Source organism: Bradyrhizobium xenonodulans, from assembly GCF_027594865.1.
Taxonomy (GTDB): Bacteria; Pseudomonadota; Alphaproteobacteria; order Rhizobiales; family Xanthobacteraceae; genus Bradyrhizobium; species Bradyrhizobium xenonodulans.
Window position 1 is genome coordinate 3,134,696 of sequence record NZ_CP089391.1, and the last position, 24,902, is coordinate 3,159,597.

The window sequence follows — 24,902 nt, forward strand, 5'->3', positions numbered from 1 at the left end:
GTGAGGACCCCAACGCTAACGAGGAACGTTCGCGCTCAGGTCTTGCTGTCCGGCCGGCGCAAATAATCCTCGGTGGTTCGGGGCGGCGCGCGTTCCGGCACGCCCTCAAACGGATCGAACTGCTGTTCACTCATAGCGATCACGCGGCAATCCGCACACATCCTGATGGCGTCCAGGCGCCTGTCGCCAGCCGGATACATCCAATGACGGCCCTCGAGCTTGGCCGCGATGCGGTCAATCGTGCTCTTCACGCCGAACGCCGTGCCGCAGCGGATGCAGAGCGCAGGCTCCTCCTCCTTGATCACAATCGCGGGCGCGCGGCCCGCGCGGAAATCGATCTGGGGCTTCAGCGTGATGACCTTCTCGGGACAGGTGCTCTGGCAGAGGCCGCATTGCACGCAGGCATCTTCGACGAACTTGAGCATCGGGCGGTCAGGATCGTCGCGGAGCGCGCCGGTCGGGCAGACGGAAACGCAGGACAGGCACAGCGTGCATCCTCCGGTCTCAACCTCCACCGCGCCAATCGGAGCGCCCTGGGGCAGGGCAATGACGTCGACCGGCTTCGGCGCGAGGCGATGCAGTTCGTTCAACGCGAAGCGAAGCAGGTCGCGCCGCTTGCCGACGGTCTTGAACGTCGCAAGGGACTTCACCGCAGCAAGTCTCTCGATGCCTGCCAACTGCTTCAGCAATGAATCCGGATCGTCGGTTTCGATCGCAGCCACCCGGCGCCCTTCAAATCCGAGGCCCGCAAGAATGGTCTCTGCCATGTGGATCGTCCAGGTGAGTCCCGTCACGTCATGCCGTTGCTTGCCGCGGAGCAAAAACCGGAACGCGGCCGCTCCGTAGGCAAAGGCGCCGATCACAGACTCAAGCCCGACCTGCGTGACCTCGTTGACGGCGAGGGGGATGACCTCGGCAGGCAGGCCATTCCCGTGCCGCGCAATCGCGTCGATCAAAGGCGTGCCGTGCTGGCCATCGTGCAGCAACAGGACAGGGTTCGATCCACCCGCCTGATGATAGGCGAGTAGCGTGGCGCGGATGGTGTGAAGCTGGATGTCCGCGGGCGGCAACGCGTAGGACGCCGCGCCCGTCGGACAGGCGGCGGCACATTGGCCGCAGCCCGCGCAAATCTCGGCATCGATGGCAACGTGATTGCCGGCCGGTGTGATCGCATTCGTGGGACACAGATCGAGGCAGCGATGGCAGCCAGTCAGATTCGAGCGCGAATGGGCGCAAAGATCGGGCGTGAACTCGATATATTTGGGCTTGTCGAAACGTCCGACGAGATCGCGCGCGCTCAGAACGGCGCGGAGCATGGCGGCGAGGTCCTTGGGATCGGCCCGCAGGTAACCGTCGCGCAGATCATGCGCTGGGAATAGCGGTCTCTCTCCCGATAGGTCAAGGACGATGTCGCAACGCGAGGTCACGCCGTGGCGTGGAGGTTCAAAGACGTAATGATCGCGCGAGGAGGGATGCGGGCGAGCGTAGTCGTCGATCATGAGCTCGAAAGCGCCAAAATGTCCCCTGGCGTTACGGATCGTTCCCTTCACGACAGGGAAGGGCGTTGCTAAGGGGGAAACGATCTCGCCCGGCTCCCTCAGCATCACCGTCACATCGAGGTGATCCGAAAGCAGCCGCCCGGCCTCGATCGCCGCCTCGTCCCGGCCATAGATCAGGATGACCCCGTCGCTCCCGAGCGTGACCAGAGGATAGTCGGGCGCTTGCACGGCGCTCGCTGCGAGCAGCGCTGCCATCTTGGGGCCCGCTTGCGCGCCTTCGGTCGACCACCCTGCCGTCTCGCGAATGTTCACGAAAGCGACGGGCGCGGAACGCTCGCCGGCTTCCTCCGCAAACAAGGATTGCTGATACGTGCAGGCAACGGTCAGAGGAGCCTCTGCCTTCGCGGCCGCGCGAAAGTGGTCGAGCTCGGCGCCGCACAGGTGACGAAAGGTTTTGACGTCGCTGTGGCCGCATCCGCGCTTGATGGCAGCGATATCGAGCCGCATCGTGTCTTCGCACGAGCAAATCAGGATGGTCTTCGCTGGCTGCTCCAGGTTCATCCCTCCCGAGAAGGCGACGAATGGCGGGCTCGCGTTCATCCTTTGCTTCGTATAAATATTGTCAATCGGGAAAAAGGGCAAAGTGGAGGACGGCCTGCGGTCGATCCCAACCAGCCACGTTTCCATGGCGGAGCCGATCCAGCTGCCGCCGCTCTTTACTTTGGTCCGATTGCGCGAGAGCGGAGACGCATTTGCCCATGCATGCCGCATTGCACCCGAGAGTGGCGCCGGCACGCTGGTCTATGTTGGACGGTTCGACCTCGCCGAGTTCGCGGTGGTGCTGGAGCCGGCCGAGCCGCTGGTCACTGCGCGCCGCGCCTTTTACGCCGGTATGGTGGCTCTGACAGACGCCCTGCGCGCCTATGCCCCGCCGGCCAAGGAGGTTGCGGTCGGCTGGCCCGATGCGGTGAGAATTGACGGAGGGCTGGTCGGAGGGGGACGGCTGGGTTGGCCCGCATCCGCGGACGAGGATGAGTCGCCGCCTTGGCTCGTATTCGGGGCCATGATCCGGACAGTCATGATGAACGAGCACGATCCCGGTGTTTACCCGCTCGTCTCTGCCCTGGATGAGGAAGGGTTTGGTGAAGCCGGCGCAATACAGTTGACGGAGAGCTTTGCCCGGCACTTGATGCGGGTGATCGACAGCTGGCAGGCCGATGGATTTGACAGCGTCGCGCGCGACTATCTCAGCCGGATACCTCGCGAGCGGCAAACGGTTCGGCACATCGATGATCGCGGCGATCTGCTCACGCGCCGCATCGGCAGTGACACGACTGAGCGGGCAGACCTTGTTAAAGTGCTCGCCGCGCCATCCTGGCTCGATCCTGATCTCGGAGGGCCAAGGTCGTGAAAAACGCTGTGAAACTCCTGCGCACCATCGCGCTCGATGCCTCCGATACCTTCGTGTTCGACGCGCCGGCAATCTCAGGCGAATGGGCGGTCTCCGGCGCGTTCCGCTTCTGCGATCATGATCCGGGGACGCTGGGCGGAAAGGCGCGCTCCGCCTTCCGCAGCGGCTTTCTCGGCGTGCAATCCTGGGGATGGTCGACGCTGGCGCAGATTGTTCCGGCGACCGAGGACGATTGCCGAGCGCTGATCGAAGTCCTTGCCAGACAACTCGTTGATCGGTTCGGTGCCCCGGACATGGCAATTGCGAGGATCGCTGCGGAAGAGGAAGTCACCTTTGCGCAATCGCTCTGCTCGCACCCGATCAGTTCGCTCATTGCGGTCCACCGTTCGGCGCGTGATGGCGAAGTCCACGAGGCCTTCCGCAAGCTGCAACTGCGGGAAGGGCAGCGGCATGGCAAGGCATTCTCCTTCATGGAAGTCGAGGATGAGTGATTTCTGGATCGCATGCGGCCATCATCTGCTCGATCGCGACGAGAGCGGCGGGCTTCGCGTAACCGACGAATTCCTGAAGGCATATTTTGCCCGCCCCGAGCTGATGCCGCCGAAGGACGCGTGTCCGGTCGAACGAACACTGCATCGCGAGATGCTTGCCGATCCGCGCCAGCCGGTCGGAGCGGACGAGGTCGCAGCGATCGCCGATGAGGACGCGCGGGAGAACTGGCGCTTCGTGCTCGGGTTTCGCGATCTCATGTTGCGGCACCGAACGCTCGAAGCCGCCTATCTCGCAGCCCTGCACTCGTGGTCAGACAATCTGCCGCCGCTGTTCATCAATCAGCTCGTGCAGGTGATCCTGCGCAATGCCCTCGACGGCAACGACGATCCGTTCGTGCTGCGCGCCGCCGAGCTGTTCTTCCGGCCGCAGCGGATCCTTCCGCATGAACGGGCCTTGCTGCTTGGCGATGAAGAGGTCGTCGGCGGTCGCAGCCCGACGCCTGTGTTGTCGCTGATCTCGATGCTGGCCACCAAGACGGACGCCCAGCTCGATGTGTTGAGCGAGGACAACGCCGAGACCTATTGGGAACGCAGCGACCGGTTCGATTTGGCCCTCGATCTTACCGCGGGCGGACGAGGGCCCCACGCGCTGGCGCAGGCGATGGCACGCTGGGTTTCCCATTTGCTTGGGATCGACGTTGCCGTTGAACCGCTGACGGAACTGCGTGAGGCGAGACTGACTTGGTATGTTGGATTGGACGCTGAGGCCACCAATATGGGCGATCGGCTTTGGCACGGCGAGGAGCTCGACGAGCCCAGCGCAGGGCAAGTGCTCTCGCTGTTTCGCCTGACCTTTGCGGATGCTGGCCTCGCCATGGAGACCCTGCGGGGCGAGCCGGTCTATCTGATCCTGGCGATGACAGCCGATCAGAAACTTCGCATGAAGCCGCAGAATCTGCTGATGGGACTGCCGATCAGGCGCGGGGAGGCCATCTGATGAGCGCTACCCTGCCAATCCTGCGTATCCCCGTCGGCATCGTCGTCGAACGGCGCAAGATGGCATCGCCCTGGGGGGATTTTATCTGGCGGAGCGCCGCCGTGTTGCCTGACAAACCGGACACCAAGCCCTGGACAATCTTGCGCGAACAGGGCGGCACGACCTGGTTCTATGCCGGCAGCGCAACGGTTGATCTGTACGTGTCGGAAACCGCGCGTTACCGCGACAATGTTGCCTCCGGCGCGCCGAGCATCTGGGTGGTCTTGAGCCCATCCGGGGGGCCCTGGCCTTATGCGATCGCCGCCGCGACCGCCGATCCCGCGGAAGGAGAGGGATTTACCGAGGCCGCTGACAATCTGGTTGAAGCCGTACCGATGCCCGAGGCGGTGCGCGAGGTGATTGAAAGCTTTATCGCCGAACACCACGTCGAGAGAGAGTTCGTCAAACGCGAGCGACGGCGCGCCAATCCCGAGGCCCTCGCGCGTGGGCGGCACGAAGGGGGCAAGAATGACTAAGGAAGAATTCCTCGCGCGCTGGTCGCGCCGCAAGCGCGAGGCAGAGTCGAGCGTTCCGGCTCCGCAAACGGGCAAGCCTGCCAGCGAGACCCCTGCGCCATCCACGGCGGCCGAGGGCGCCTCCGAAGTCGATCTTGCGAGTCTGCCGTCCATCGATTCAATCACGGCGATGACCGACATTACCGCATTTCTGCGCGAAGGTATTCCGCGGGAATTGACCCGCGCCGCTCTTCGCCGCGCCTGGACGGCCGATCCGGCGATCCGCGATTTCGTGGGCCTTGCGGAGAACGCCTGGGACTTCACCGATCCGAACGCCATGCCTGGGTTTGGGCCGCTGGATTGTTCGCAGGCTGAGCTTGCCGCCCTGGTCGACCGGATCGTCGGCGGTGTGCATCGCGCCGCGGAAACCTTGGCTGACGCTCCGACGCAGTCGCAACAGTCCTCGGATACGATCCCAGCTCCGGACGTTGCGCACGTTGCCGTGCTTACAGAGGAGCCGGATCAAGGCCGGGAGATCGCGGGTCCCGCTGCATCGCCGCCAATCACAGATGTCGAAGCGGCTCCCGTACGGCGCCGCACACATGGCAGTGCGTTGCCCGGCTAGTCTTTCGACCAAAGGCTATAGCCTCCACCTATGCCTCGGCGATTGACCGTCTGCGGAACCGGGTCTACGCTTCTAGCGCTTTGTTAGCAAAGCGATAAATCAGTCACTCGGGTCTCGGGCAACGGAGGTCCATGTGCGTGATGCCGGACTTGATCGGGCCATTGACGCTGCAGGCGGCGTGGCCCAGCTTGCGCGCAAAATCTGCATCAGCCAGCCCTCCGTTTCAAACTGGAGCGAGATACCCGCGCAACGGGTGATTGCAGTGGAACTGGCAACGGGTGTTCCCCGCGCCGAGCTCCGGCCTGATCTCTATCCTGAACATCATCACGAGCGCACGGTCTCGCTGGACGGCGTCGATCCGATCGATGTCGCGCGTGCGCAGGAATATGCCCTTCTCGCCGCCTTGCTCGCGGCTGCGCCGTCCAAGAGCTTGCTCGATCGGCTTACGGGTCTGAACGGAGACGAGACGCCGCTCGGTCGGGCTCACGCCGCCCTGGCGGAAGCCGCCGCACGCGCGAACGCGGGTCAGATCGAGCGCGAATATTTTGACCTTTTCGTCGGTCTCGGCCGCGGTGAGTTGCTGCCCTACGCCTCTTACTACCTGACTGGATTCCTCAACGAACGGCCGCTGTCCCGTTTGCGATCCGATCTTGCGGCGCTCGGCATCGAGCGCGCCGAGAACAATTCCGAACCTGAAGATCACGCCGCTGTCCTCTGCGAGATCATGGCAGGAATGGCTGACGGCCGCTTGGAAGTGTCGTTCGAAGCGCAGCGCGCGCTGTTCGAAAAACACGTTTCGCCCTGGATGGGACGTCTGTTCGCCGACATGGAACAGGCGGCGAACGCAAATTTCTATCGCGCGGTCGGCACGCTCGGCCGCCAGTTTATCGAGATCGAGAGGCAAGGCTTCTCGTTCGCCAAGTGACCAGCGCAGGCTGGTCCGGGAGAGATGCGATGAGCGATGAAAAGAAAGCGGTCGTTGGACGGCGCGACTTCCTCCGCAAGGTTGGCATCGGCACGGTGGGCGCTGGCGCCACGCTGGCGACGCCAATTGTCGGCTCCGTGCAAGCCGACAGCGAGAACAACGATGAGAAGCGTAAAGCACGCTACAAGGAATCCGATCACGTGAAGGCCTATTACCGCGTCAATCGCTATCCCGCCTGAGGGAGGCTGCCGTGCTGATCAAGCGAACACAAGAGCATTCCGGAGTCGACCGCCGCGGCTCAGTCGCGAACACCCTGGCAAGCCAGAGCACCGGTCTCGACCGCCGCGCCTTCCTGCGCCGGTCCGGTATTGCGGGGGGCGCGCTCGCGGCACTCGGGATCGTGCCGGTGTCCGGCGTGCGCAAGGCGGATGCGGCTATGGCGGGTCCGCTGACCGCCGGCGCCACCGTCAAGAAAAGCATCTGCACGCATTGCTCGGTCGGATGCACCGTGACAGCGGAGGTGTTGAACGGGGTCTGGATCGGCCAGGAGCCGAGCTGGGAGTCCCCGATCAATCGCGGATCTCATTGCGCGAAGGGAGCTTCCGTACGCGAGCTGGTGCACAGCGAGCGGCGTTTGCGCTATCCGATGAAGCTCGTGAACGGTCAATGGACGCGCGTCTCCTGGGAGACCGCGATCAACGAGATCGGCGACAAGTTCCTCGAGGTTCGCGAAAAATCGGGACCGGATTCCGTCTACTGGCTCGGATCGGCCAAGATGACCAATGAAGGCGCATATCTGTTCCGCAAGCTCGGGGCGTTCTGGGGCACCAACAACACCGACCATCAGGCACGCATCTGCCATTCGACCACCGTCACCGGCGTCGCCAATACCTGGGGCTACGGCGCGATGACCAACAGCTACAACGATATTCGCAATGCCAAGACCCAGATGATCATGGGCGGCAATCCGGCGGAGGCGCATCCGGTTTCGTTGCAGCATCTGCTCGAGGGGAAGGAGCTGCAGAAGGCCAACTTCATCGTCATCGATCCGCGCATGACGCGCACCGCGGCACACGCTACGGAATATGTGCGAATGCGTCCGGGGACCGATATTCCGGTGCTCTACGGCATCATGTGGCACATCCTCCAGAACGGCTGGGAGGACAAGGAATTCATCAGTCAACGCGTCTACGGCTTCGACGATCTCCGCAAGGAAGTGGAGAAATGGAATCCGCAAGAGGTCGAGCGCGTCACGGGCATTCCCAGCGAACAGCTCAAGCTGGTCGCCAAGATGTTCGCCACCGAGAAGCCCTCGACGTTGATCTGGGCCATGGGCCAGACCCAGAAGACGGTCGGCACCGCCAATGTGCGGGCGAGCTGCATCCTGCTGCTCTTGACTGGCAATGTTGGCGGACCTGGCATGGGCGCCAACATCTTCCGCGGCCATGACAATGTGCAGGGCGCGACCGACGTCGGGCTCGATATTGTGACGTTGCCGTTCTATTACGGCCTTGCCGAGGGCGCGTGGAAGCACTGGTCGCGGGTCTGGGAGGTCGACTACGAGTTCTTGAAGTCGCGTTTCGATTCCAAGCAGATCATGGAAACTCCCGGCATTCCGCTCACCCGGTGGTTCGAGGCGGTGACGCTGCCGAAGGACCAGGTCGCGCAGAAGGACAATGTGCGGGCGGTGTTTGTTCAGGGACACGCCAGCAACAGCATCACGCGCATTCCGGAGTCTCTCAATGGCCTGAAGGCGCTGGAGCTGCTTGTCATTGCCGACCCGCATCCGACGACCTGGGCATCGCTTGCGGTCGAGGCCGGCCGCAAGGATGGCGTCTACGTTCTTCCGGTGGCCACGCAATTCGAATGCAAGGGATCGCGCGTCGCCTCGAACCGCTCGCTGCAATGGGGCGAGCAGATCGTCAAACCGATCTTCGAATCGAAGGACGATCTCGAGGTCATCTATCTGATGGCCAGGAAGCTCGGCTTCGCCGACTCGATGTTCAAGAAAATCAAGGTCGAGAATAACCTGCCTGAAGCAGAAGATGTGCTGCGCGAGATGAACCGCGGCAGCTGGTCGACCGGCTATTGCGGGCAATCGCCAGAGCGGCTCAAGGCACACATGAAGAACCAGGCGAAGTTCGACATGCTGACGATGCGCGCTCCCAAGGACGATCCGGAGGTCGGTGGCGATTATTACGGCCTGCCGTGGCCGTGCTGGGGTTCGCCGGAAGTCCGGCATCCGGGCACGCCACTGCTCTACGACACCAATCTCGCGGTGATGGACGGTGGCGGCACGTTCCGGCCACGCTTCGGCATCGAGCGCGAGGAGAAGCTGCCAGACGGGACCACGCGCAAGGTCAGCATGCTCGCCGACAAGTCCCACTCCAAGGATTCCGAGATTCAGGACGGCTATCCCGAATTCACGCTGGCGAGCCTGAAGAAGCTCGGCTGGGACACCGATCTCACCGAAGCAGAGATGGCCACCATCATGAAAGTCAATCCGACCAATCCGGATTCGGTGTCGTGGTCGCTCGATCTCTCGGGCGGCATCCAGCGGGTAGCCCTTAAGCATGGTTGCGTGCCCTATGGCAATGGCAAGGCTCGCATGAACGCCTTCGGCCTGCCTGATCCGATTCCGGTCCATCGCGAGCCGATCTACACGCCACGCGTCGACCTCGTCGAAAAATATCCGACGCTGCCCGATGCCAAGCAGTTCCGCATGCCCAATATCGGCTTCTCGGTGCAGAAGGCTGCCGTGGAGAAGGGGATCGCAAAGCAGTTCCCGCTCATTCTCTCTTCGGGCCGCCTGGTCGAGTATGAAGGCGGCGGCGAGGAGACGCGTACCAATCCGTGGCTTGCCGAACTGCAGCAGGACATGTTCATCGAGATCAATCCTGCCGATGCCGCCGATCGCGGCGTCAAGGACGGCGGCTGGGTCTGGGTCACGGGCGCGGAGAACAATTCCAGGGCAAGGATGAAGGCGCTCGTCACCGAGCGCGTCGGCAAGGGCGTCGCCTGGATGCCCTTCCATTTCGGCGGCTGGCTGGGAGGCAAGGATCTTCGCGGTGCCTACCCGAAGGGGACCGATCCGATCGTGCTCGGCGAAAGCGCGAACACTATCACCACCTACGGATATGATCCCGCGACGGGCATGCAGGAACCCAAGGTCACGCTTTGCCAGATCGCGGCGGCATAAGGAGCAACGACGATGGCACGTATGAAATTCCTTTGCGACGCCGACCGTTGCATCGAATGCAATGCCTGCGTCACCGCCTGCAAGAACGAGCATGAGGTGCCTTGGGGCATCAACCGGCGCCGCGTGGTGACCATCAATGACGGCAAGCCGGGCGAACGTTCGATCTCGATGGCCTGCATGCATTGTACCGACGCGCCCTGCGCGGCCGTGTGCCCCGTGAATTGCTTCTACACCACCGCCGATGGCGTGGTGCTGCACTCCAAGGACCTCTGCATCGGCTGCGGGTATTGTTTCTACGCCTGTCCGTTCGGCGCGCCGCAATATCCGAAGGTCGGAAACTTCGGCTCGCGCGGTAAGATGGACAAATGCACCTACTGCGCTGGCGGCCCAGAGGCCGACGGCAGCAAGGAGGAATACGAGAAGTACGGCGCGAACCGCTTGGCGGAGGGCAAGCTCCCGCTGTGTGCCGAAATGTGCTCGACCAAGTCGCTGCTCGCGGGCGACGGGGAGATCATCGCCCAGATCTACAAGGAACGCGTGACGAAGCGCGGCTACGGCTCCGGTGCGTGGGGCTGGAAGACCGCTTATCGCGAAACGATCGGGTCCTGACGCGTACCGCAGTCAGGGACGCGATACCAGGAGGCGCAGATGGCGTCATTTGGAAGGTTCATTCGCCTGGCGCTTGGCGCATGCGCGCTGGTTCTGGTGATTGTGGCGGCTCCAGCGAGTGCCCAGCAGGTCAACCCGACCGCAAGCTCCGTCAAAGAGCAGCAACTGCTGCAGGAGCTCAACCGGATTCAGGGCCGTGTCAGCATTCCGGATCAGAGGTCGGGTGTGCTCGAACAGCCGCAGGGGCGCGAATGGCGGGAGTTTCGCAATGTCACGCTGCGCTGGATTGGCGGCGTCGCGATTGTCGGCATGCTGGCGCTGCTCGTGGTCTTCTATCTCACTCGTGGCATGGTGCGTCTCGAAAGCGGGAGATCGGGACGCAGCATCGTGCGCTTTACCATGTTTGAGCGCTTCGTGCACTGGATGACCGCCACCTGCTTCATCATCCTCGCGATCTCGGGACTGAACATTACCTTCGGACGGCCGCTGTTGTTGCCGTTGATCGGCTTTGAAGCCTTCTCTGAATGGTCGCAATGGGCGAAATACGCCCACAGCTATCTGAGTTTCCCATTCACCATCGGCGTCATCCTGATCTTCCTGATGTGGATCGCGGGAAATATCCCGAACAAGGTGGATGTTGCCTGGATCAGGCGGGGAGGGGGCATTGTCGGCCATGATCATCCGCCGGCCTATCGCTTCAATGCCGGCCAGAAGATGATCTACTGGATCGTCGTGATCGGGGGAGGCCTCGTTGCAGCGACGGGATACCAGCTGATGTTCCCGTTTTACATAGGCGGCATCGGAGGCATGCAGATGGCCCAGATCATCCACTCCGTGGTGGCCGTGCTGTTTGTGGCCGCAATGATTGCGCACATCTATATCGGCACGATCGGGATGGAGGGAGCTTTCGAGGCCATGGGTTCGGGCGAGGTCGACCTCAACTGGGCGCGTGAGCATCATAGCCTGTGGCTCGAGGAACAGAGTGGGCGGACCGGACCGAACGATCAACGGCCGCAACAAGCGACCGCAGCGGCGGAATGAGCGAGCGGCCTGAAAAGGGCCGGTCCGGTGTGCCGCTCTATCGTGCCCACTCTCTGGCAAACAGAACCGACCGGTCCTCGATCTCCTGCTCAGGCAGCGTGCTCGCTCGGCCTTTCTGCAGCTCTTGAATGTTCGGCATGCTGCTTTGCGCGAAGCGAGAAAGTGCATGCGGTTTGAGCGCGCCGGCGGCAGCACTGATGACGAGCAGGGCCGTGGCGAGCGAAAGCATGAGGCGCTTCATCCGACATCTCCGGTTGGAGTGGCATTCACCATGACGGAATACGCTCTCATTCGTCCCAGCCATGTGAGCCGTCTCACATTTTGCCTGTGCTGAAGCGGTTGTGATGGACCAACGAGGCAGGAATGGCGCTGGGACGAACAGAATCGCGCGCGCCCTGGTGGCTCGCGATGTGGCAGTCGACACTCAGCCGAACGTTCAGCCGCATGCTTGGCGCCGGGAACGGAAGTCTCGCAAAACCTGATTCTTCGGTTGGTCCAATCACACGCAGGATCAATTGCGGCCGAAATATCTAAGCAAAATGAATGGCTTAGGCCGCGCATTTTCTACAGCCCCCATGATGGATTGGAATGAGAGTTTAAGGTTTTCAATCGTTTAGAAGGCGCCGTGTGCACCGGGAGATCAAGAAAAATCTCACCACAGCCAACGTGTGCAGGCTTTTGGCACATGTGCAGGATCTGAACTTCCGAGGGTAGGGTGCGGGCGAGTGCTTTGGACGCGGAATGGTCGAACGTCGTGAGTTTGACTCACATCTCTCCGCCAATTGCGCGATTGCGTACGCCAAACTACGATTTCCTGCGCTTGGGTCCGCTTCGCGAGCGACTCGTCCCTCTACTGGGCGCCCTAGCCACGGCCCGTCTCGGTTGGGTCGCGATCGGCACCGTTGGCACCAGTTCTCACGGAGCTTCGCTTGATAGCCTCAGCTCAACGCGTGACCGGCTAGCCCGTACACCCACGGCTCATTTTCTTTTCTGTTCAGGAATCGCCGGCCCTTAGACATCGTTGTGACGGTGTCGGTCATTCCGAGGCGGCTCTGTTGAAGGAAGTCGGCAAACAGACCCGTCTGCTCCCGCGTATCGACGCGGACGAATTGTCCCGCGAGATCCCTAAGATGCACAGCGGTGAGATGGATCGCATCACAATCATTGCTGGCAACGATCGGGCCGATCACATGACCGCGCCCGAATTCGCGCTTCATGGAATAACCCACGGTCTCTCCGCCGCGGCGCAAGACGGAGATTGAGGCACCTTCAGACAGCAATGCGAGCAGCTTCCGCCGGTTCGTTCCGAACGCGCGTTCGTCCACTGCCGCGATCTCTCCGATGTTCGCGGTGGACAGCGAGCTCAATTCACCGGCCAGACCGGGCACCGGCGGTGGCGACACGACCTCTCCTTGCCACTGATACACGGTGGCTTCCTTTGTGAACCCCAGTGACAGATACAGATGATAGGCGGCATGGGTTGAGTTGAGGGTCAAATTCCGATCGCCACACCGCTCGAACACCTGCTCCATGAGCCAGCGGCCAGTACCCTGCGCCTGGGTTCGGGGCGATGTGATCACCAGGCCAATGGTCGCGAAATCGTGCCCATGTGGGAACCACATCGCGCTACCGAAGACGCGGCCTATCCCATCAACGGCTACGATGCCGTGACCAGCGCGCCGCAGGAAATCCCAATCCTTGGGCCGATGCGGCCAGCCAACCCCGGTCGAGAGCGCGTGAAGTAGTGTCACATCAACGTCGTTGATGTCCTTGGCCATCAGTTCAAAGGACTTCACGCGTACCGTTCGTCCCATTCGCTCATCCGTTCCGTTGCGGGACTCAAGGCGCACAGCCTCTCGCTCCCCGGCCTTCTGCTGCCTGCCGCACAAGCCCTCTTTTGTAGCAGCATAGCGCGGAAGGCCAGCAGATTTCGCCTGTTTGGCAGGCGGTATTTGGAATGTTCGCCCGCAAGCGCAACTCGATTCGGCAGGGAAAGCTCCTGGGTGCGGCCTATCGATATCCGGCAACAGCAGACAAGGTGAGCCCCAGTGAATGTTGAAGGCTTCTCTGGAAGGCTCGCGGCCTTTCCAGCCCTCGTGGTCTGCCAGGTCGGTCTCAACGCCCCGCATCCCGGGCGAGGACCTGAGAGGACCACGTCGATGGCGTTCCTTTTCAATTCCGATGCTGCTCGGGGGGCTGTTTTCCGGCAGGCCTTTGCCCGCGAGCTCCCTGATCTCGAATTCTACCATTCCAGTGAATGCATCGAACCTGAAAAGGTGCGTTACCTGCTGACCTGGAATGTGCCAGACGATGTCTCACGCTTTCGCAATCTGGAAGTGGTCTTTTCAATTGGCGCCGGGGTCGACCAGTTCAAGTCGGAAACCATACCCGACCACGTGAAGCTCGTGCGCATGGTCGAGGATGGCATCATACGCATGATGCAGGAATACGTCGTCCTTGGTGTGCTGACGCTGCATCGCGAGGTGCTTGCGTATTGCGAGCAGCAGAGAAAAGGGCTTTGGCGGCCTCTTTTAACGTCCCAGGCGACCGATCGGCGCGTCGGTTTCCTGGGCCTTGGGATGCTGGCGCAAGCTGCGATCGATCGCTTGAGGCCGTTCCGATTCCCCCTTGCCGCGTGGAGCCGCAGCAAGAAGGTGGTCGAGGGTGTCACCTGCTTCCATGGCGAGGATCAGCTTGGCAGTTTCCTGCAAGGAACGGATATCCTCGTCTGTCTTCTGCCCCTGACGGGGCAAACGAGCGGCATCCTGAACGCAAGGCTCTTCTCGCTTTTGCCGGTGGGAGCGAGGCTGCTCCATGTCGGCCGCGGCCCGCAGCTTGACCACGGTGCACTCATCGAGGCGCTCGACAGCGGGCACCTTGCGGCCGCCATGCTTGACGTCACCGATCCCGAGCCGCTGCCGGAGAACCATCCACTCTGGTCGCATCCGAAAGTGATCATCACGCCGCATATCGCGTCCGTGACTCAACCGCATACGGCAGCACAATCCGTCATAGAGAACATCCGGCGCCACCGCGTCGGACAGGATCCGATCGGCCTCGTCGATCGAACGCTCGGCTACTAACAGGAAAAGCGCCATGTCACTTCTGATCACCATCGACACCAATCCGGACTTCGCACCGAAAGACGCCTTGCCCGCCCCGGAACGGCTCATTTCTGGCAATCCATCTTTCAAGACCTGGGCACAGGACGCCTCGAAAGGCGAGAAGGTGCTGACCGGCGTCTGGGAAGCAACGCCGGGCGAGACCCATTCCATCAAGGGCACCACCTTCGAGTTCTGCCACATTCTCTCGGGCCTCATCGAAATCGAGGAAAAGGGTGGCGAGACCAGGAGGTACCGCGCCGGCGACAGCTTTGTCATGAAACCTGGCTTCGTCGGGGTCTGGCGTACGATCGAGACCGTGCGAAAGATCTACGTCTGCCATTACGACTGAGACGGTGCTGAGGGCAGCAAGATCAAGCGGCCCTCAGAATATTCGACTTGCGAGGCTGCGTCTGACCAGATTCAACGCGGCCGGTCACTTCATTCTCAATGAAAAATGCGGCGTGCAGTCCTGTACTGCTCGCAGGAGACAACGTCGTCTCGCCAATCGCAAATCCAGACAGCGATGGCGGGACGGGCCTGTAGACAAGGAGCAAGCCCATGATTGCGATGAAGGACAAGGATCTGTTTCGCCAGCAAGCCCTGATCGGCGGCAATTGGCGGGATGCGAGCACGAAGGCCACCGTTGATGTCATCGATCCCGCGAGCCAGAATGTGCTTGGCACCATCCCCGACATGGGTCGAGACGAGACCAGGGCAGCAATCGACGCAGCGGCCGCTGCGTTCAAGCATTGGAAGACCAAGGCTCACGCAGAGCGCGCGGCGCTGCTGGAGCGCTGGTATGAGCTCATGCGTCGGCATGAGCAGGACTTAGCGCTTCTGCTGACGCTGGAACAGGGCAAGCCGCTTGCTGAATCGCTCGGAGAGATCCGGTACGGGGCATCCTTCGTCAAATGGTTTGCGGAAGAGGCACGGCGGATCAACGGATCGACCATCCCGTCACCAACTGTCGACCGCCGCATCCTGGTGCTGAAAGAACCGGTCGGCGTCAGCGGAATCATCACACCCTGGAATTTCCCAAATGCGATGATCACGCGGAAGGTCGCACCTGCACTTGCCGCGGGCTGTACTGTCGTTATCAAGCCCTCCGAATTTACGCCTTTTTCGGCTCTCGCCATCGCTGTTCTGGCTGAGAGGGCCGGAATTCCGGCGGGCGTGATCAACATCGTGACGGGCATGCCGGCGGAGATCGGCCAGGAGCTGATGGCCAACGAAACCGTCCGCAAGATTTCGTTCACCGGATCGACGCGCGTCGGTGCTTTGCTGATGAAAGGCGCAGCCGACAACATCAAGAGGCTCAGCCTCGAGCTCGGCGGCAACGCACCGTTCATCGTTTTTGACGATGCCGATCTCGACCGGGCTGTCGAGGGCGCGATTGCGTCGAAGTTCCGCAACGGCGGACAGACCTGCGTCTGCTGCAATCGCATTCTCGTTCAATCCGGCATTTACGACGCCTTCGCCCAGAAGCTTGCCAGCCAGGTCGCAAAAATGAAGGTCGGTCCCGGCACGGAAGACGACGTTGCGATTGGGCCGATGATCAATGGCGCGGCGATCGAGAAGATCAAGCGGCACGTTACCGACGCCCTGAATAAGGGTGCAAAAATCATCTCGGAGAGCGAGGCTGTGCCGGAAGGTCGGCAATATGCCCGGCCTCTCGTGCTCAGCGGTGCGACGACTGAGATGCTGCTCGCTTCGGAGGAGACCTTCGGGCCGGTCGCTCCGCTTTTCCGGTTCGAGACCGAGGACGAGGCGATTGCGATCGCAAACGGTACGCCATTCGGCCTTGCGGCGTATTTCTACACTGAAAACCTGAAGCGTTCCTGGCGGGTTGCGGAAGCGCTGGAGTTCGGCATGGTCGGCCTGAACACGGGCTTGATTTCGACTGAGGTTGCGCCGTTCGGTGGCGTCAAGCAGTCCGGCTTGGGGCGCGAGGGATCTCAGCTCGGGATCGAAGAATATCTCGAGACCAAGGCGCTCCATATCGGCGGGCTGGATTGAGCGGTCTATCGGTTGAGTAGCTGAAACGCGAAAAGGGGGCGGTTGAACCGCCCCCTTTTTGCGTCACAACGCAAGTCTGAAAGGCCGAAAAGAACTGCGCTCACGCGCTTTTGCGCAGGGGCTCCAGGCCGACAGCTGCGGCAAGCCCTCCGATGTCAGCGACCTCGGTGTATTCATAGAAGGGGTTCGCGGGCTCGTGACCGCGGTTCACCCAGACCTTGCTCTTGATGCCGAGGTCATAGGCCGTCATCAGGTCGTAGCGGAAGGAAGAGGAGACGTGGGTAATGTCTTCCGGGCCGCAGCCCAGCTTGTCAAACATGTACTCAAAGCCTTTCATGTGGGGCTTGTAGGCTCCGGTTTCCTCGGCCGTGATGACCGTGTGGAAGGGAGCGCCGAGCTTCTCCACGTTCGACATGATGAGGTTCTTCATGGAGTTCGACAGGATAACCAGCGGAATCTCTCTGGCAACTTTGGCCAGGCCCGCCGGGACGTCGGGATGTGGACCCCATGTGTGGATCTCATCATTGATGCGCTGGGCATCCTCTGGCCGAAACACGATACCGTTGCGCTTGCACGTGCGCTCTACCGAATTATGCACGACCTCGAAGTACGGCTTCCATGCGCCAAGAACCTCGTCCAGACGATAGGCAGCGAAATCCTTGATGAAACTTGCCATCGTCGTGGCAGAAAGTTGAGAGCCGTAAACTCTCCTTGCCGCGCCGGCCATGTCGAAATTGGTGAGCGTGCCGTAACAGTCGAAGGTGACGTATTTCGGTCTAAACGTTGCCATAGCTCCAATCCTTGTGATCACACGCACCGCTTGCCGGTACGACGAGCATCATAGCGAGGAGCCGACAAGACAAAGCGCCGATGTCGCGGGGGTCGGGAGCAGATTGTGTCGTATCGGATCGGAGCCGTGGCAGAGAGTTGCGTGAAGGGCGCGCTCCGGGGCGAGCGCCAATGCCGGGCGCAGGCCCATGCCGGCATAAGATGCGGCCCCGATCGTCAATGTCAGTCAAAATGCCCTTCGTCCATGTCCAGCATGAGAGCAACTGCTGTCTTGGTCATCCTACGTTGAGTGCGACAACATCGGGGTATCCGCACAAACGTTGCGGTCGATCTGGAGGACGACATGTTGAGCAACTCGCTGATTGAACTCGATCGCGCGCATCTGATTCATCCGGTCTCATCCTATCGCAGCCACGAGGCGACTGGCGTCCGTGTGCTGAAGTCAGCGAAGGGCGCGACGCTGACCGATGTTTCGGGACGACAATTGCTCGACGGCTTCGCCGGCCTGTGGTGTGTCAATGCGGGCTACGGACAGGACAGTATCGTTGAAGCGGCGACGAGGCAGCTCCGCGAACTACCTTATGCGACGGGCTATTTCGGGTTGGGCTCCGACCCGGCCATCCGGTTGGCCGCAAGGCTTGCCGAATTGGCGCCTGGCGATCTGAACCATGTCTATTTCACCCTGGGCGGCTCCGATGCCGTCGACAGCACGATCCGGTTCATTCGGTACTATTATCATGCCAAGCGTACGCCGCAGAAGGACCGGTTCATTTCCGTCGAATCTGGCTACCACGGATCGTCGACGGCGGGCTCCGGTTTGACCGCGCTACCGGCTTTTCATACGGGCTTCGGAGTGCCGTACAATTGGCAGCACAAGATTCCATCGCACTATGCCTATCGCAATCCGGTCGGCTCCCATCCCCAGGCTATCATTGCCGCCTCGGTTGCGGCGCTGCACGCCAAGATCGCCGAACTGGGCGCCGATCGCGTTGCCGCCTTCTATGTCGAGCCGATACAGGGCTCGGGCGGCGTCCTCGTTCCGCCGCCGTCCTGGCTGAAGGCGATGCACGCTGTTTGTAAGGAGCACGACATTCTGTTCGTTGCCGACGAGGTCATCACCGGCTTTGGCCGTGTCGGTCCGTTCTTCGCCTGTGAAGAGGACGACGTCATGCCGGATCTCATGACCACGGCAAAGGGATTGACTTCCGGTTATGTGCCGATGGGAGCCGTTCTGATGTCGGACCGCGTCTACAACACGATCGCGGACGGTGCCGGCAAGACGGCCGTCGGCCACGGCTACACCTATTCCGCACATCCCGTCAGCGCAGCCGTTGGGCTCGCTTGCCTCGACCTCTACGAGAACGGCCTGCTCGACAACGGCCGCAAGGCTGGGCACCGCCTGATGCAAGGCCTCCGCGCGCTGGCCGATCATCCGCTTGTCGGCGATATCAGGGGGCGGGGCATGCTGGCCGCAATCGAGCTTGTCACCGACAAGGAACGCAAGACGCCCCTGCCGGCGGAAGCCGACGCGGCGCGCCGTATTTTCGACCGCGCATGGGACAACGGCCTCGTCATCCGTGCCTTTGCACAAGGCGTGCTGGGCTATGCGCCGCCGCTCTGTTGCACGGATGCGGACATCGACGGCATCATCGAGCGGACCAGGATGACGCTCGACCAGACGCTCCAAGACAAGGACGTCCGCGCGGCCATGAAAGGATAAGGATCGAGCCTCTCCTCTAGCCGTCGAATATGCTTTCGAGAGGCAAATGAGATTTCACGATCGGGGACTTCAGCACGACGAAACTGAAGTATTTATCGATGCCGATATCCATCTCGACCAGGCGTTCCATGACCGCCTGGTATTCGCTGATCCCTGCCGTGATGAATTTCACGAGATAGTCGTACCCGCCTGAAACGAGATGGCACTCGACGACGGAATCGATCTTTTCGATCGTCGTGAGAAAGCGGGCGAAATCGATCTGCCGATGATTCTTCAGGGTGATTTCGGCGAAGACGGTTAGAGTTTGTCCGAGCTTGGCAACGTCAATCTGGGCGGAATAGCCGGTAATGAAGCCTTCCGTCTGAAGCCTCTTGACGCGCATCAGGCAGGGGCTCGGGGAAAGGTTGATCAGCTCCGCGAGCTCGACGTTGGAAATCCGCCCGTTCTTTTGCAGTTCGCATAAAATCCTGATGTCGATCTTATCGAGCTTCATAGCAATGCCATGAGAGGGGGGCGACAAGGGCGTCAGGGCTTTGAGGCTTCGGCGTCATATGCATTGTCATAGCATCAACCAGCATTTTTTCCCACCGGGCAACTGCTTTCAGAACTCGGCGACTTTGCTCCAAGCGCCCGTTTTCAGCCGCTCCGGCCTATAGGGGCGCGGATCGACGATCGGTTCGCGGCCGGTGATCAAGTCGGCGATCATATGTCCCGCGCCGGGGCCTATGCCGAAGCCGTGGCCGCTGAACCCCGCTGCCAGGATGAAACCGGGAATCGACTCAACTTCACCGATTGCGGGAATGCCGTCCGGCGTGCTGTCGATGTAGCCGGCCCAAACGTTTGAGATTGCGACGTCCCGGATTTCAGGCACGAGCTCGCAAGCTCGTCGATGTGTCAGCCGAATCTGCCTCATGTTGGGGCGGGGATCGAGCGTCCGGTTCAGCTCCATCGGAGTCACCTCATCGAGCCTCCATTTCACCAGGGACTCGTGACCTTGCCTCAAGCCCTCGAAAGCCCCCGGGCTGAGACTTCGCCACCGGCGGGCGAACATGGGCAGGAATTCGCGGCTGAATCTGAATTGCTGCGGCGTGGGGTCAACTCGCGCGCGCCCGCTGATGGCGAGCGTGTATCCGCCGTCGCCACGCCGGGTGAGTGAGGCAAGCTCGGTATAAAGAGCATCAGGCAGGCCAGCGGCGCCAGGAGCCACGGCGAGAATGGACTGGCGCACGGACGCTTGCGGGAAACGAATTCCAAGCTGGTTGCAGAACGACGAGGCCCACGCACCTCCTGCCATAACCACTGTCCTGGTTCGGATCGTGCCCGCTTCGGTCACGACTCCGCTGACTTGGCCGCCACTGAGCTCCAAGCCCCGCGCCGCGCATCGCTGGTGCACGGTGCCACCCGCCGCCATGATCGCGCGCGCGGCGATGGGCACTGCCTTTGAGGTATCTGCCGTCCCGTCGGTTGGAGAGAAGACGCCACCTTTCCACTTGCGGCCCGTCGCCTTGCCGCGCTCGTTCGCTTCGTCCGCACTCAACATGTGCGTCGTAACGCCGACGGTCCTGGCGAAGTCTCGCCACTTTGCCCAGCCCGCCAGCTCGTTCTCATTGTTCGACAGATACAAGAGACCGCAGCGGCGGAAACCCGTATCTTCACCAGTCTCCTGGGCAACCTTCTCCCAGAGATCGAGGCTCCTGGTTGCGATCGGCAACTCGCGCGCGTCGCGGTTCTGTTGGCGGCACCATCCCCAGTTGCGGCTGGACTGTTCGGCGGCGACACGGCCCTTTTCCAGCAAGGCGACCTTGAGGCCTCGACGCGCCAGGTAGTAGCTCGTGAACACGCCAACCACCCCGCCGCCGATGACGACGACGTCGGCTTCCCGAGGCAGTGTCGGACTGGAATCGATATGCATGAGCGGCGCGCTCATTGGGCGGCAATCTCCGGTGAGGGCTGTATCGTATCCGAGGAGGTACGGCAGACACGCCGCGGACTTTCAGGGTCCGGCGCAATATCCTGCGGTTTGCTGCTTTTAGCACAGGCAATTATTGCGGGATGCTTCGCTTGCACCGCAAATCGTAGATGAGGAAACCGACGGATAGTCGCTGCAATCGGATCGGCCTTCGTCGGCCCAATCCGGTGCCCGCGTTCGGCAGCCGTGGCGGCGCAGACCGAAATGCCAAATCGAGCTTCGTTTTTGGAACTTCATGCTGCCTATCTGGCGCGTTTCGGCGACTCCGGGATGATTGAAGCAGTCAGACTTGTGAGTACCGGATCAATGGCGATCAACGGGCAGAATGCAAAAGGTGACGCGCGATGGGCCTTGTCAGGGAGGAGACCTTTGCCGAAGCGATCGAGCTGGGCGCCAATGGCAGCCTCTCGGACCTCGATTCAATGTTCGAGCGCTCCATTCGACTGATCGCCCGCGCTCAGCGACGGCTTTGCCTGTAGAGCAGCCACCTCTGAATCATGTCGTATTCACCGCGCGGAGAATGGCAGAATGAGCGACGAGTTGTTGACCTGTCCGAGCGTCGCGGCGGTAAAAGAAGCCGAAGAGCCGATCCGCAACGGGATCATGGGACGCGCTTGAAAGGGGAGAATGTTCAGATGACCTCTGCCCCGCAACCTTCAGCCTCAGAGGATGTGGCACTCGCGGTCCGTGACCTGACCGTGAGCTTGCCGGCGGGCATGGAGCGCGCGTACGCAGTCGAGAACGTTTCCTTCGAATTGAAGCGCGGCCAGATTCTCTGCATCATAGGCGAATCCGGATCGGGCAAGTCGGTCACGGCCAACGCGATCATGGGGCTCCTGCCCAGGTCGATCCGCGTGTCCTCGGGAGCAATCCGTCTGGAAGGGATGGATCTGGTCGGACTTTCGTCGGACAAACTACGCGACCTCCGCGGCCGTGTCGTGTCCATGATCTTTCAAGACCCGCTCTCCGCGCTCAATCCGTTGATGACGGTGGGCGCGCAGATCGAGGAAGTGATGGCGGCGCACGGCGTGGGTACGCCGAAATCCCGTCGTAGTCGCGCCATGGAACTGTTGACCGAGGTGGGCCTGCCGGATCCGCCGCTGATGTATCATCAGTATCCCTTCCGGCTCTCCGGCGGGCAGCGACAGCGGGTGATGATCGCCATGGCTCTGGCTTTGGAGCCGGCGATCCTGATCGCCGACGAGCCGACCACCGCACTCGACGTGACGACCCAGGCACAAATTCTGCAACTGATCCGCGACATTCAACGCCGCAAGGGAATGAGCGTGATGTTCATTACCCATGACTTTGGAGTTGTGGCGGAGATTGCCGATTCCGTCGTGGTGATGGAGAAAGGGCATTGCGTGGAGCAGGGGAGCGCCGAACAGGTGCTGAAATCCCCCAGTCATCTCTACACGCGCCGCCTGATCGCGGCCGTGCCGCATCTGACGGGCAAGGACCGTGTTCCAGCGGAAGCTGCGGCCACGTCCTCCGTTCTGAAGGTCGAATGTCTGGTCAAGACTTACCGGAGCGGCAGTGCGCTGTTCGGTAGGCAGCGGATCGTACCCGCGGTCAATGGCGTGTCCTTCGACCTTTCACCGGGACGCACACTGGGCGTTGTCGGCGAAAGCGGCTCCGGCAAATCATCCCTCGGGCGATTGTTGATCAAGCTCCTCGACAGCGACAGCGGCTCTATCCTGTTCGAGGGACGCGACGTCGCCCGGCTTTCCGAAGCCGAGTTTCGGCCGCTTCGCCCAAAGATCCAGATGATTTTCCAGGATCCATTTGCCTCGCTCAATCCCCGATCGACGGTCGGGCAAATACTGACGGTTGGTCCGATCGCGCATGGAGTGTCTCGCAAGGAGGCACGTGAGCAGGCACGAGAGCTCCTGGCCCATGTCGGCCTGGATGCGGGAACGTTCGATCGTTATCCCCACGAGTTCTCCGGTGGCCAGCGCCAACGCATCGGAATCGCTCGGGCGCTGATGTTCAAGCCGAAGCTGCTGATCGCTGACGAGGCGGTTTCCGCACTCGACGTGTCGATCCAGGCGCAGATCTTGAAGCTGCTGGACCAGATTCAGCGGGAGACCGGGGTGTCGATGATCTTCATTACGCACGATCTGCGCGTGGCCAGCCAGATCTGCGATGAAATCGCAGTCATGCATCGAGGGCAGGTCGTCGAGCACGGCCCCCCATCGCAGATCTTCCTGAATCCGAAATCCGCCTATACGCGAGAACTGGTCGCTGCCATCCCCGGCGAGCAGCAGAGCAGCTCCCGCGCCGTTGGAAGCCAATCGACATTGGCCGGACATAGCCACAAATGAGGAGGGGTCATGACTGAGGCAAAGACTGCATCGATCTATTCGCGGCGTAACGCAGTCCAGTTGATGATCGCCGGGGCGGCCGGCCTCGCTGGATCAAATCTGTTGGGCAAACCCGTCCTTGCGCGTAGCTCGCCGGCGAAACCGACCGGCCGCGTGATCGTCGGGCTTGGACAAGAGCCGACGGTCTTCAATCCGCTGATGGTACATATTGAGGTCGATGACGGGGTGCATTTCTCGGTTTTCGACGCGCTGTTCCGCATCGATCCTCAAGGCGCCATTCAGCCCAATCTTGCTGCGGAAGTACCGGACCAAAAGAACGGTGGCATCTCGGAAGACGGCCTCAATTGGCGAGTTCGTTTGCGTGACGATGCCCGCTGGCACGACGGCACGCCTTTCAGCGCCGAGGACGTGAAGTTCACTCTCGAACTGATCATGAATCCCAACTTCCGCAGTTGGCGTACGGCCGGCCATGCTCTCGTGCGCGATATCAAGGTGATCTCGCCCACGGAGATCTCGTGGCGAATGGAAGAGGCCTTTGCGCCATATTTGTCGTTCCTGACCGAGACCTTTATCGTGCCCAAGCACATCCTCGAAAAAGAGGCCAATCCGAACAGCGCCGCCTTCAACCAGGCGCCGGTCGGCACCGGGCCGTTCAAGTGGGGCCAGCGGGTCGCCGGCGATCATCTCGAGCTCGTGGCCAACCCTGACTATTTTGGAGAAGGTCCTCATATCGAGAGGTTGGTCTTCAAATACATTCCCGATCTCACCGTCCTCTACACCCAGTTCAAGAGCGGTGACATCGATCTCGTGGGCCAGCCCTACATCACTCCCGATCACTATGCCGAAGCCAAAACGTTGCCGAACCGTGTGGTGACCCTCGTCCCAAGGACCTCGTTCGAATCCTTCTACCTGAACCTCGAGCGGCCGCAGTTCAAGGAGCTTGCTGTTCGCGAGGCGCTTTACGCGGCGATCGACAAGGAGGCGATCATCCAGGGGCTCTATTACGGGGTGCCGACGCCGACAGAGACGTTCATGCCGCGGCAGTCCTTCTTCTTCAACGCCAATCTGCCGCTGCACCAGTTCGACGTGAATCGCGCGGGCAAGATGCTCGATCAGGCCGGCTGGGCAAAGGGCGCTGACGGCATTCGTGCCAAGAACGGCGTTCGCCTGTCCTTTGCCAATTCGACCACGTCGGGCGATCCCCTTCGTGAACAGGTACAGCAGTACTTGCAGCAGACGTTTGCTCAGTTGGGCGTCGAGATGAAGATATCGAACCTGCCCGCCGCCGTGATGTGGGGCGAGTTCTGGATGCAATCGCAATTCGATTCCGTGATCGTCGGCAGTTCCTATCTGATTGGCGCCGATCCTGATGTCACCAATCGCCTGCACTCGCGCTCGGTCGCAGCGAAGGGCGGCCGCGGCTCGAACAACGCGCAATACGCAAATCCGGAGGTTGACGCTTTGCTCGACAAGGGCGCGCGCACTTTCGATCCGGAAGCGCGGCGCGCGATCTACTTCCAGGTACAGGAACTCGTGCGTCGCGACCTGCCTTTCCTGCCGCTGTATCAGAGCAACGCGGTCGAAGGTCTGAAGAAGGGGATCAACGGGTTCGTGCCGAACGGCAATACGCGCACCGAATCCTGGAATGCGCTGGCCTGGTATTGGTCGAGCTGATGTGGTGCCGGCCAA

At 61.4% G+C, this 24,902-nt stretch carries 23 protein-coding genes; 17 read left to right on the forward strand and 6 right to left on the reverse strand.

Translation table 11 applies throughout. From position 1 onward, the window contains the following. Nucleotides 1-35 precede the first annotated feature (35 nt). Nucleotides 36-2,006, reverse strand: a complete 1,971-nt coding sequence (locus I3J27_RS14410; RefSeq protein ID WP_270172761.1) for a 4Fe-4S binding protein — start codon at nucleotides 2,004-2,006, stop codon at nucleotides 36-38. Nucleotides 2,007-2,184: 178 nt separating this feature from the next. Here I3J27_RS14410 and I3J27_RS14415 point away from each other — a divergent pair, with 178 nt between their 5' ends. From I3J27_RS14415 to I3J27_RS14460, 10 genes are all read left to right on the forward strand, one after another. Beyond that, nucleotides 2,185-2,910: a biotin/lipoate--protein ligase family protein gene (locus I3J27_RS14415; protein WP_270170287.1), complete on the forward strand. Its 726-nt coding sequence runs from the start codon at nucleotides 2,185-2,187 to the stop codon at nucleotides 2,908-2,910. 8 nt (nucleotides 2,911-2,918) lie between these two features. Next, complete coding sequence (locus tag I3J27_RS14420) at nucleotides 2,919-3,401, forward strand: DUF6505 family protein (protein ID WP_270172763.1); 483 nt, start codon at nucleotides 2,919-2,921, stop codon at nucleotides 3,399-3,401. After that, the gene (locus I3J27_RS14425; protein ID WP_270170289.1) at nucleotides 3,394-4,398 is read left to right on the forward strand and encodes a DUF6352 family protein; all 1,005 of its coding nucleotides are present in this window, start codon (nucleotides 3,394-3,396) and stop codon (nucleotides 4,396-4,398) included. Before I3J27_RS14420 ends, I3J27_RS14425 begins: the two co-directional genes overlap by 8 nt. Then, the gene (locus I3J27_RS14430) at nucleotides 4,398-4,913 is read left to right on the forward strand and encodes a DUF3305 domain-containing protein (RefSeq protein ID WP_370691955.1); all 516 of its coding nucleotides are present in this window, start codon (nucleotides 4,398-4,400) and stop codon (nucleotides 4,911-4,913) included. Before I3J27_RS14425 ends, I3J27_RS14430 begins: the two co-directional genes overlap by 1 nt. Then, the gene (locus I3J27_RS14435) at nucleotides 4,906-5,517 is read left to right on the forward strand and encodes a DUF3306 domain-containing protein (RefSeq protein ID WP_270170291.1); all 612 of its coding nucleotides are present in this window, start codon (nucleotides 4,906-4,908) and stop codon (nucleotides 5,515-5,517) included. The genes I3J27_RS14430 and I3J27_RS14435 overlap by 8 nt, the downstream gene beginning before the upstream one ends. Nucleotides 5,518-5,650: 133 nt before the next feature. Further along, the gene (locus I3J27_RS14440) at nucleotides 5,651-6,442 is read left to right on the forward strand and encodes a molecular chaperone TorD family protein (RefSeq protein ID WP_270170293.1); all 792 of its coding nucleotides are present in this window, start codon (nucleotides 5,651-5,653) and stop codon (nucleotides 6,440-6,442) included. Between the two features lie 29 nt (nucleotides 6,443-6,471). Beyond that, nucleotides 6,472-6,681, forward strand: a complete 210-nt coding sequence (locus I3J27_RS14445; RefSeq protein ID WP_270170295.1) for a twin-arginine translocation signal domain-containing protein — start codon at nucleotides 6,472-6,474, stop codon at nucleotides 6,679-6,681. A gap of 11 nt (nucleotides 6,682-6,692) precedes the next feature. Beyond that, nucleotides 6,693-9,641, forward strand: a complete 2,949-nt coding sequence (locus I3J27_RS14450) for a formate dehydrogenase subunit alpha (protein ID WP_270170297.1) — start codon at nucleotides 6,693-6,695, stop codon at nucleotides 9,639-9,641. A 12-nt stretch (nucleotides 9,642-9,653) separates the two neighbouring features. Continuing rightward, nucleotides 9,654-10,250 (forward strand): formate dehydrogenase FDH3 subunit beta, encoded by a 597-nt coding sequence (gene fdh3B, locus I3J27_RS14455; RefSeq protein ID WP_270170299.1) that lies wholly within the window; start codon nucleotides 9,654-9,656, stop codon nucleotides 10,248-10,250. Between the two features lie 39 nt (nucleotides 10,251-10,289). Further along, complete coding sequence (locus tag I3J27_RS14460; RefSeq protein WP_270170301.1) at nucleotides 10,290-11,291, forward strand: formate dehydrogenase subunit gamma; 1,002 nt, start codon at nucleotides 10,290-10,292, stop codon at nucleotides 11,289-11,291. Nucleotides 11,292-11,328: 37 nt separating this feature from the next. Here the strand turns inward: I3J27_RS14460 and I3J27_RS14465 are convergent, their stop codons facing one another. Together I3J27_RS14465 and I3J27_RS14470 are read right to left on the reverse strand one after the other, a co-directional pair. Beyond that, nucleotides 11,329-11,532, reverse strand: a complete 204-nt coding sequence (locus I3J27_RS14465; protein WP_270170303.1) for a hypothetical protein — start codon at nucleotides 11,530-11,532, stop codon at nucleotides 11,329-11,331. Between the two features lie 697 nt (nucleotides 11,533-12,229). Continuing rightward, nucleotides 12,230-13,105 (reverse strand): GNAT family N-acetyltransferase, encoded by an 876-nt coding sequence (locus I3J27_RS14470; RefSeq protein WP_270170305.1) that lies wholly within the window; start codon nucleotides 13,103-13,105, stop codon nucleotides 12,230-12,232. 345 nt (nucleotides 13,106-13,450) lie between these two features. On the opposite strand from I3J27_RS14470, the gene I3J27_RS14475 reads away from it, so the two are divergent. The 3 genes from I3J27_RS14475 to I3J27_RS14485 all read left to right on the forward strand — a co-directional run bounded on the left by I3J27_RS14475 (nucleotide 13,451) and on the right by I3J27_RS14485 (nucleotide 16,411). Further along, nucleotides 13,451-14,374 (forward strand): 2-hydroxyacid dehydrogenase, encoded by a 924-nt coding sequence (locus tag I3J27_RS14475; protein ID WP_270170307.1) that lies wholly within the window; start codon nucleotides 13,451-13,453, stop codon nucleotides 14,372-14,374. 13 nt (nucleotides 14,375-14,387) lie between these two features. Continuing rightward, nucleotides 14,388-14,744: a cupin domain-containing protein gene (locus tag I3J27_RS14480; protein WP_270170310.1), complete on the forward strand. Its 357-nt coding sequence runs from the start codon at nucleotides 14,388-14,390 to the stop codon at nucleotides 14,742-14,744. Nucleotides 14,745-14,953: 209 nt separating this feature from the next. Next, on the forward strand, nucleotides 14,954-16,411 hold the full coding sequence (locus I3J27_RS14485; protein WP_270170312.1) for an NAD-dependent succinate-semialdehyde dehydrogenase: 1,458 nt from the start codon (nucleotides 14,954-14,956) through the stop codon (nucleotides 16,409-16,411). Between the two features lie 100 nt (nucleotides 16,412-16,511). On the opposite strand, the gene I3J27_RS14490 is transcribed toward I3J27_RS14485, so the two are convergent. Continuing rightward, the gene (locus I3J27_RS14490; protein ID WP_270170314.1) at nucleotides 16,512-17,201 is read right to left on the reverse strand and encodes a haloacid dehalogenase type II; all 690 of its coding nucleotides are present in this window, start codon (nucleotides 17,199-17,201) and stop codon (nucleotides 16,512-16,514) included. Between the two features lie 342 nt (nucleotides 17,202-17,543). On the opposite strand from I3J27_RS14490, the gene I3J27_RS14495 reads away from it, so the two are divergent. Beyond that, nucleotides 17,544-18,920, forward strand: a complete 1,377-nt coding sequence (locus I3J27_RS14495; RefSeq protein ID WP_270170316.1) for an aspartate aminotransferase family protein — start codon at nucleotides 17,544-17,546, stop codon at nucleotides 18,918-18,920. Nucleotides 18,921-18,936: 16 nt separating this feature from the next. Here the strand turns inward: I3J27_RS14495 and I3J27_RS14500 are convergent, their stop codons facing one another. Both I3J27_RS14500 and I3J27_RS14505 read right to left on the reverse strand, forming a co-directional pair. Then, on the reverse strand, nucleotides 18,937-19,413 hold the full coding sequence (locus I3J27_RS14500) for an Lrp/AsnC family transcriptional regulator (RefSeq protein ID WP_212431184.1): 477 nt from the start codon (nucleotides 19,411-19,413) through the stop codon (nucleotides 18,937-18,939). A gap of 108 nt (nucleotides 19,414-19,521) precedes the next feature. Then, nucleotides 19,522-20,847: an NAD(P)/FAD-dependent oxidoreductase gene (locus I3J27_RS14505; RefSeq protein ID WP_270170318.1), complete on the reverse strand. Its 1,326-nt coding sequence runs from the start codon at nucleotides 20,845-20,847 to the stop codon at nucleotides 19,522-19,524. Between the two features lie 386 nt (nucleotides 20,848-21,233). Here I3J27_RS14505 and I3J27_RS14510 point away from each other — a divergent pair, with 386 nt between their 5' ends. The 3 genes from I3J27_RS14510 (at nucleotide 21,234) to I3J27_RS14520 (ending at nucleotide 24,887) form a co-directional block, all read left to right on the forward strand. Further along, on the forward strand, nucleotides 21,234-21,368 hold the full coding sequence (locus I3J27_RS14510; protein ID WP_270170320.1) for a hypothetical protein: 135 nt from the start codon (nucleotides 21,234-21,236) through the stop codon (nucleotides 21,366-21,368). Nucleotides 21,369-21,524: 156 nt separating this feature from the next. Next, entirely contained in the window at nucleotides 21,525-23,213 is a 1,689-nt protein-coding gene (locus I3J27_RS14515; RefSeq protein ID WP_270170322.1) for an ABC transporter ATP-binding protein, read from the forward strand. A gap of 9 nt (nucleotides 23,214-23,222) precedes the next feature. Then, complete coding sequence (locus tag I3J27_RS14520; RefSeq protein ID WP_270170324.1) at nucleotides 23,223-24,887, forward strand: peptide ABC transporter substrate-binding protein; 1,665 nt, start codon at nucleotides 23,223-23,225, stop codon at nucleotides 24,885-24,887. The last annotated feature ends 15 nt before the right edge of the window (nucleotides 24,888-24,902 follow it).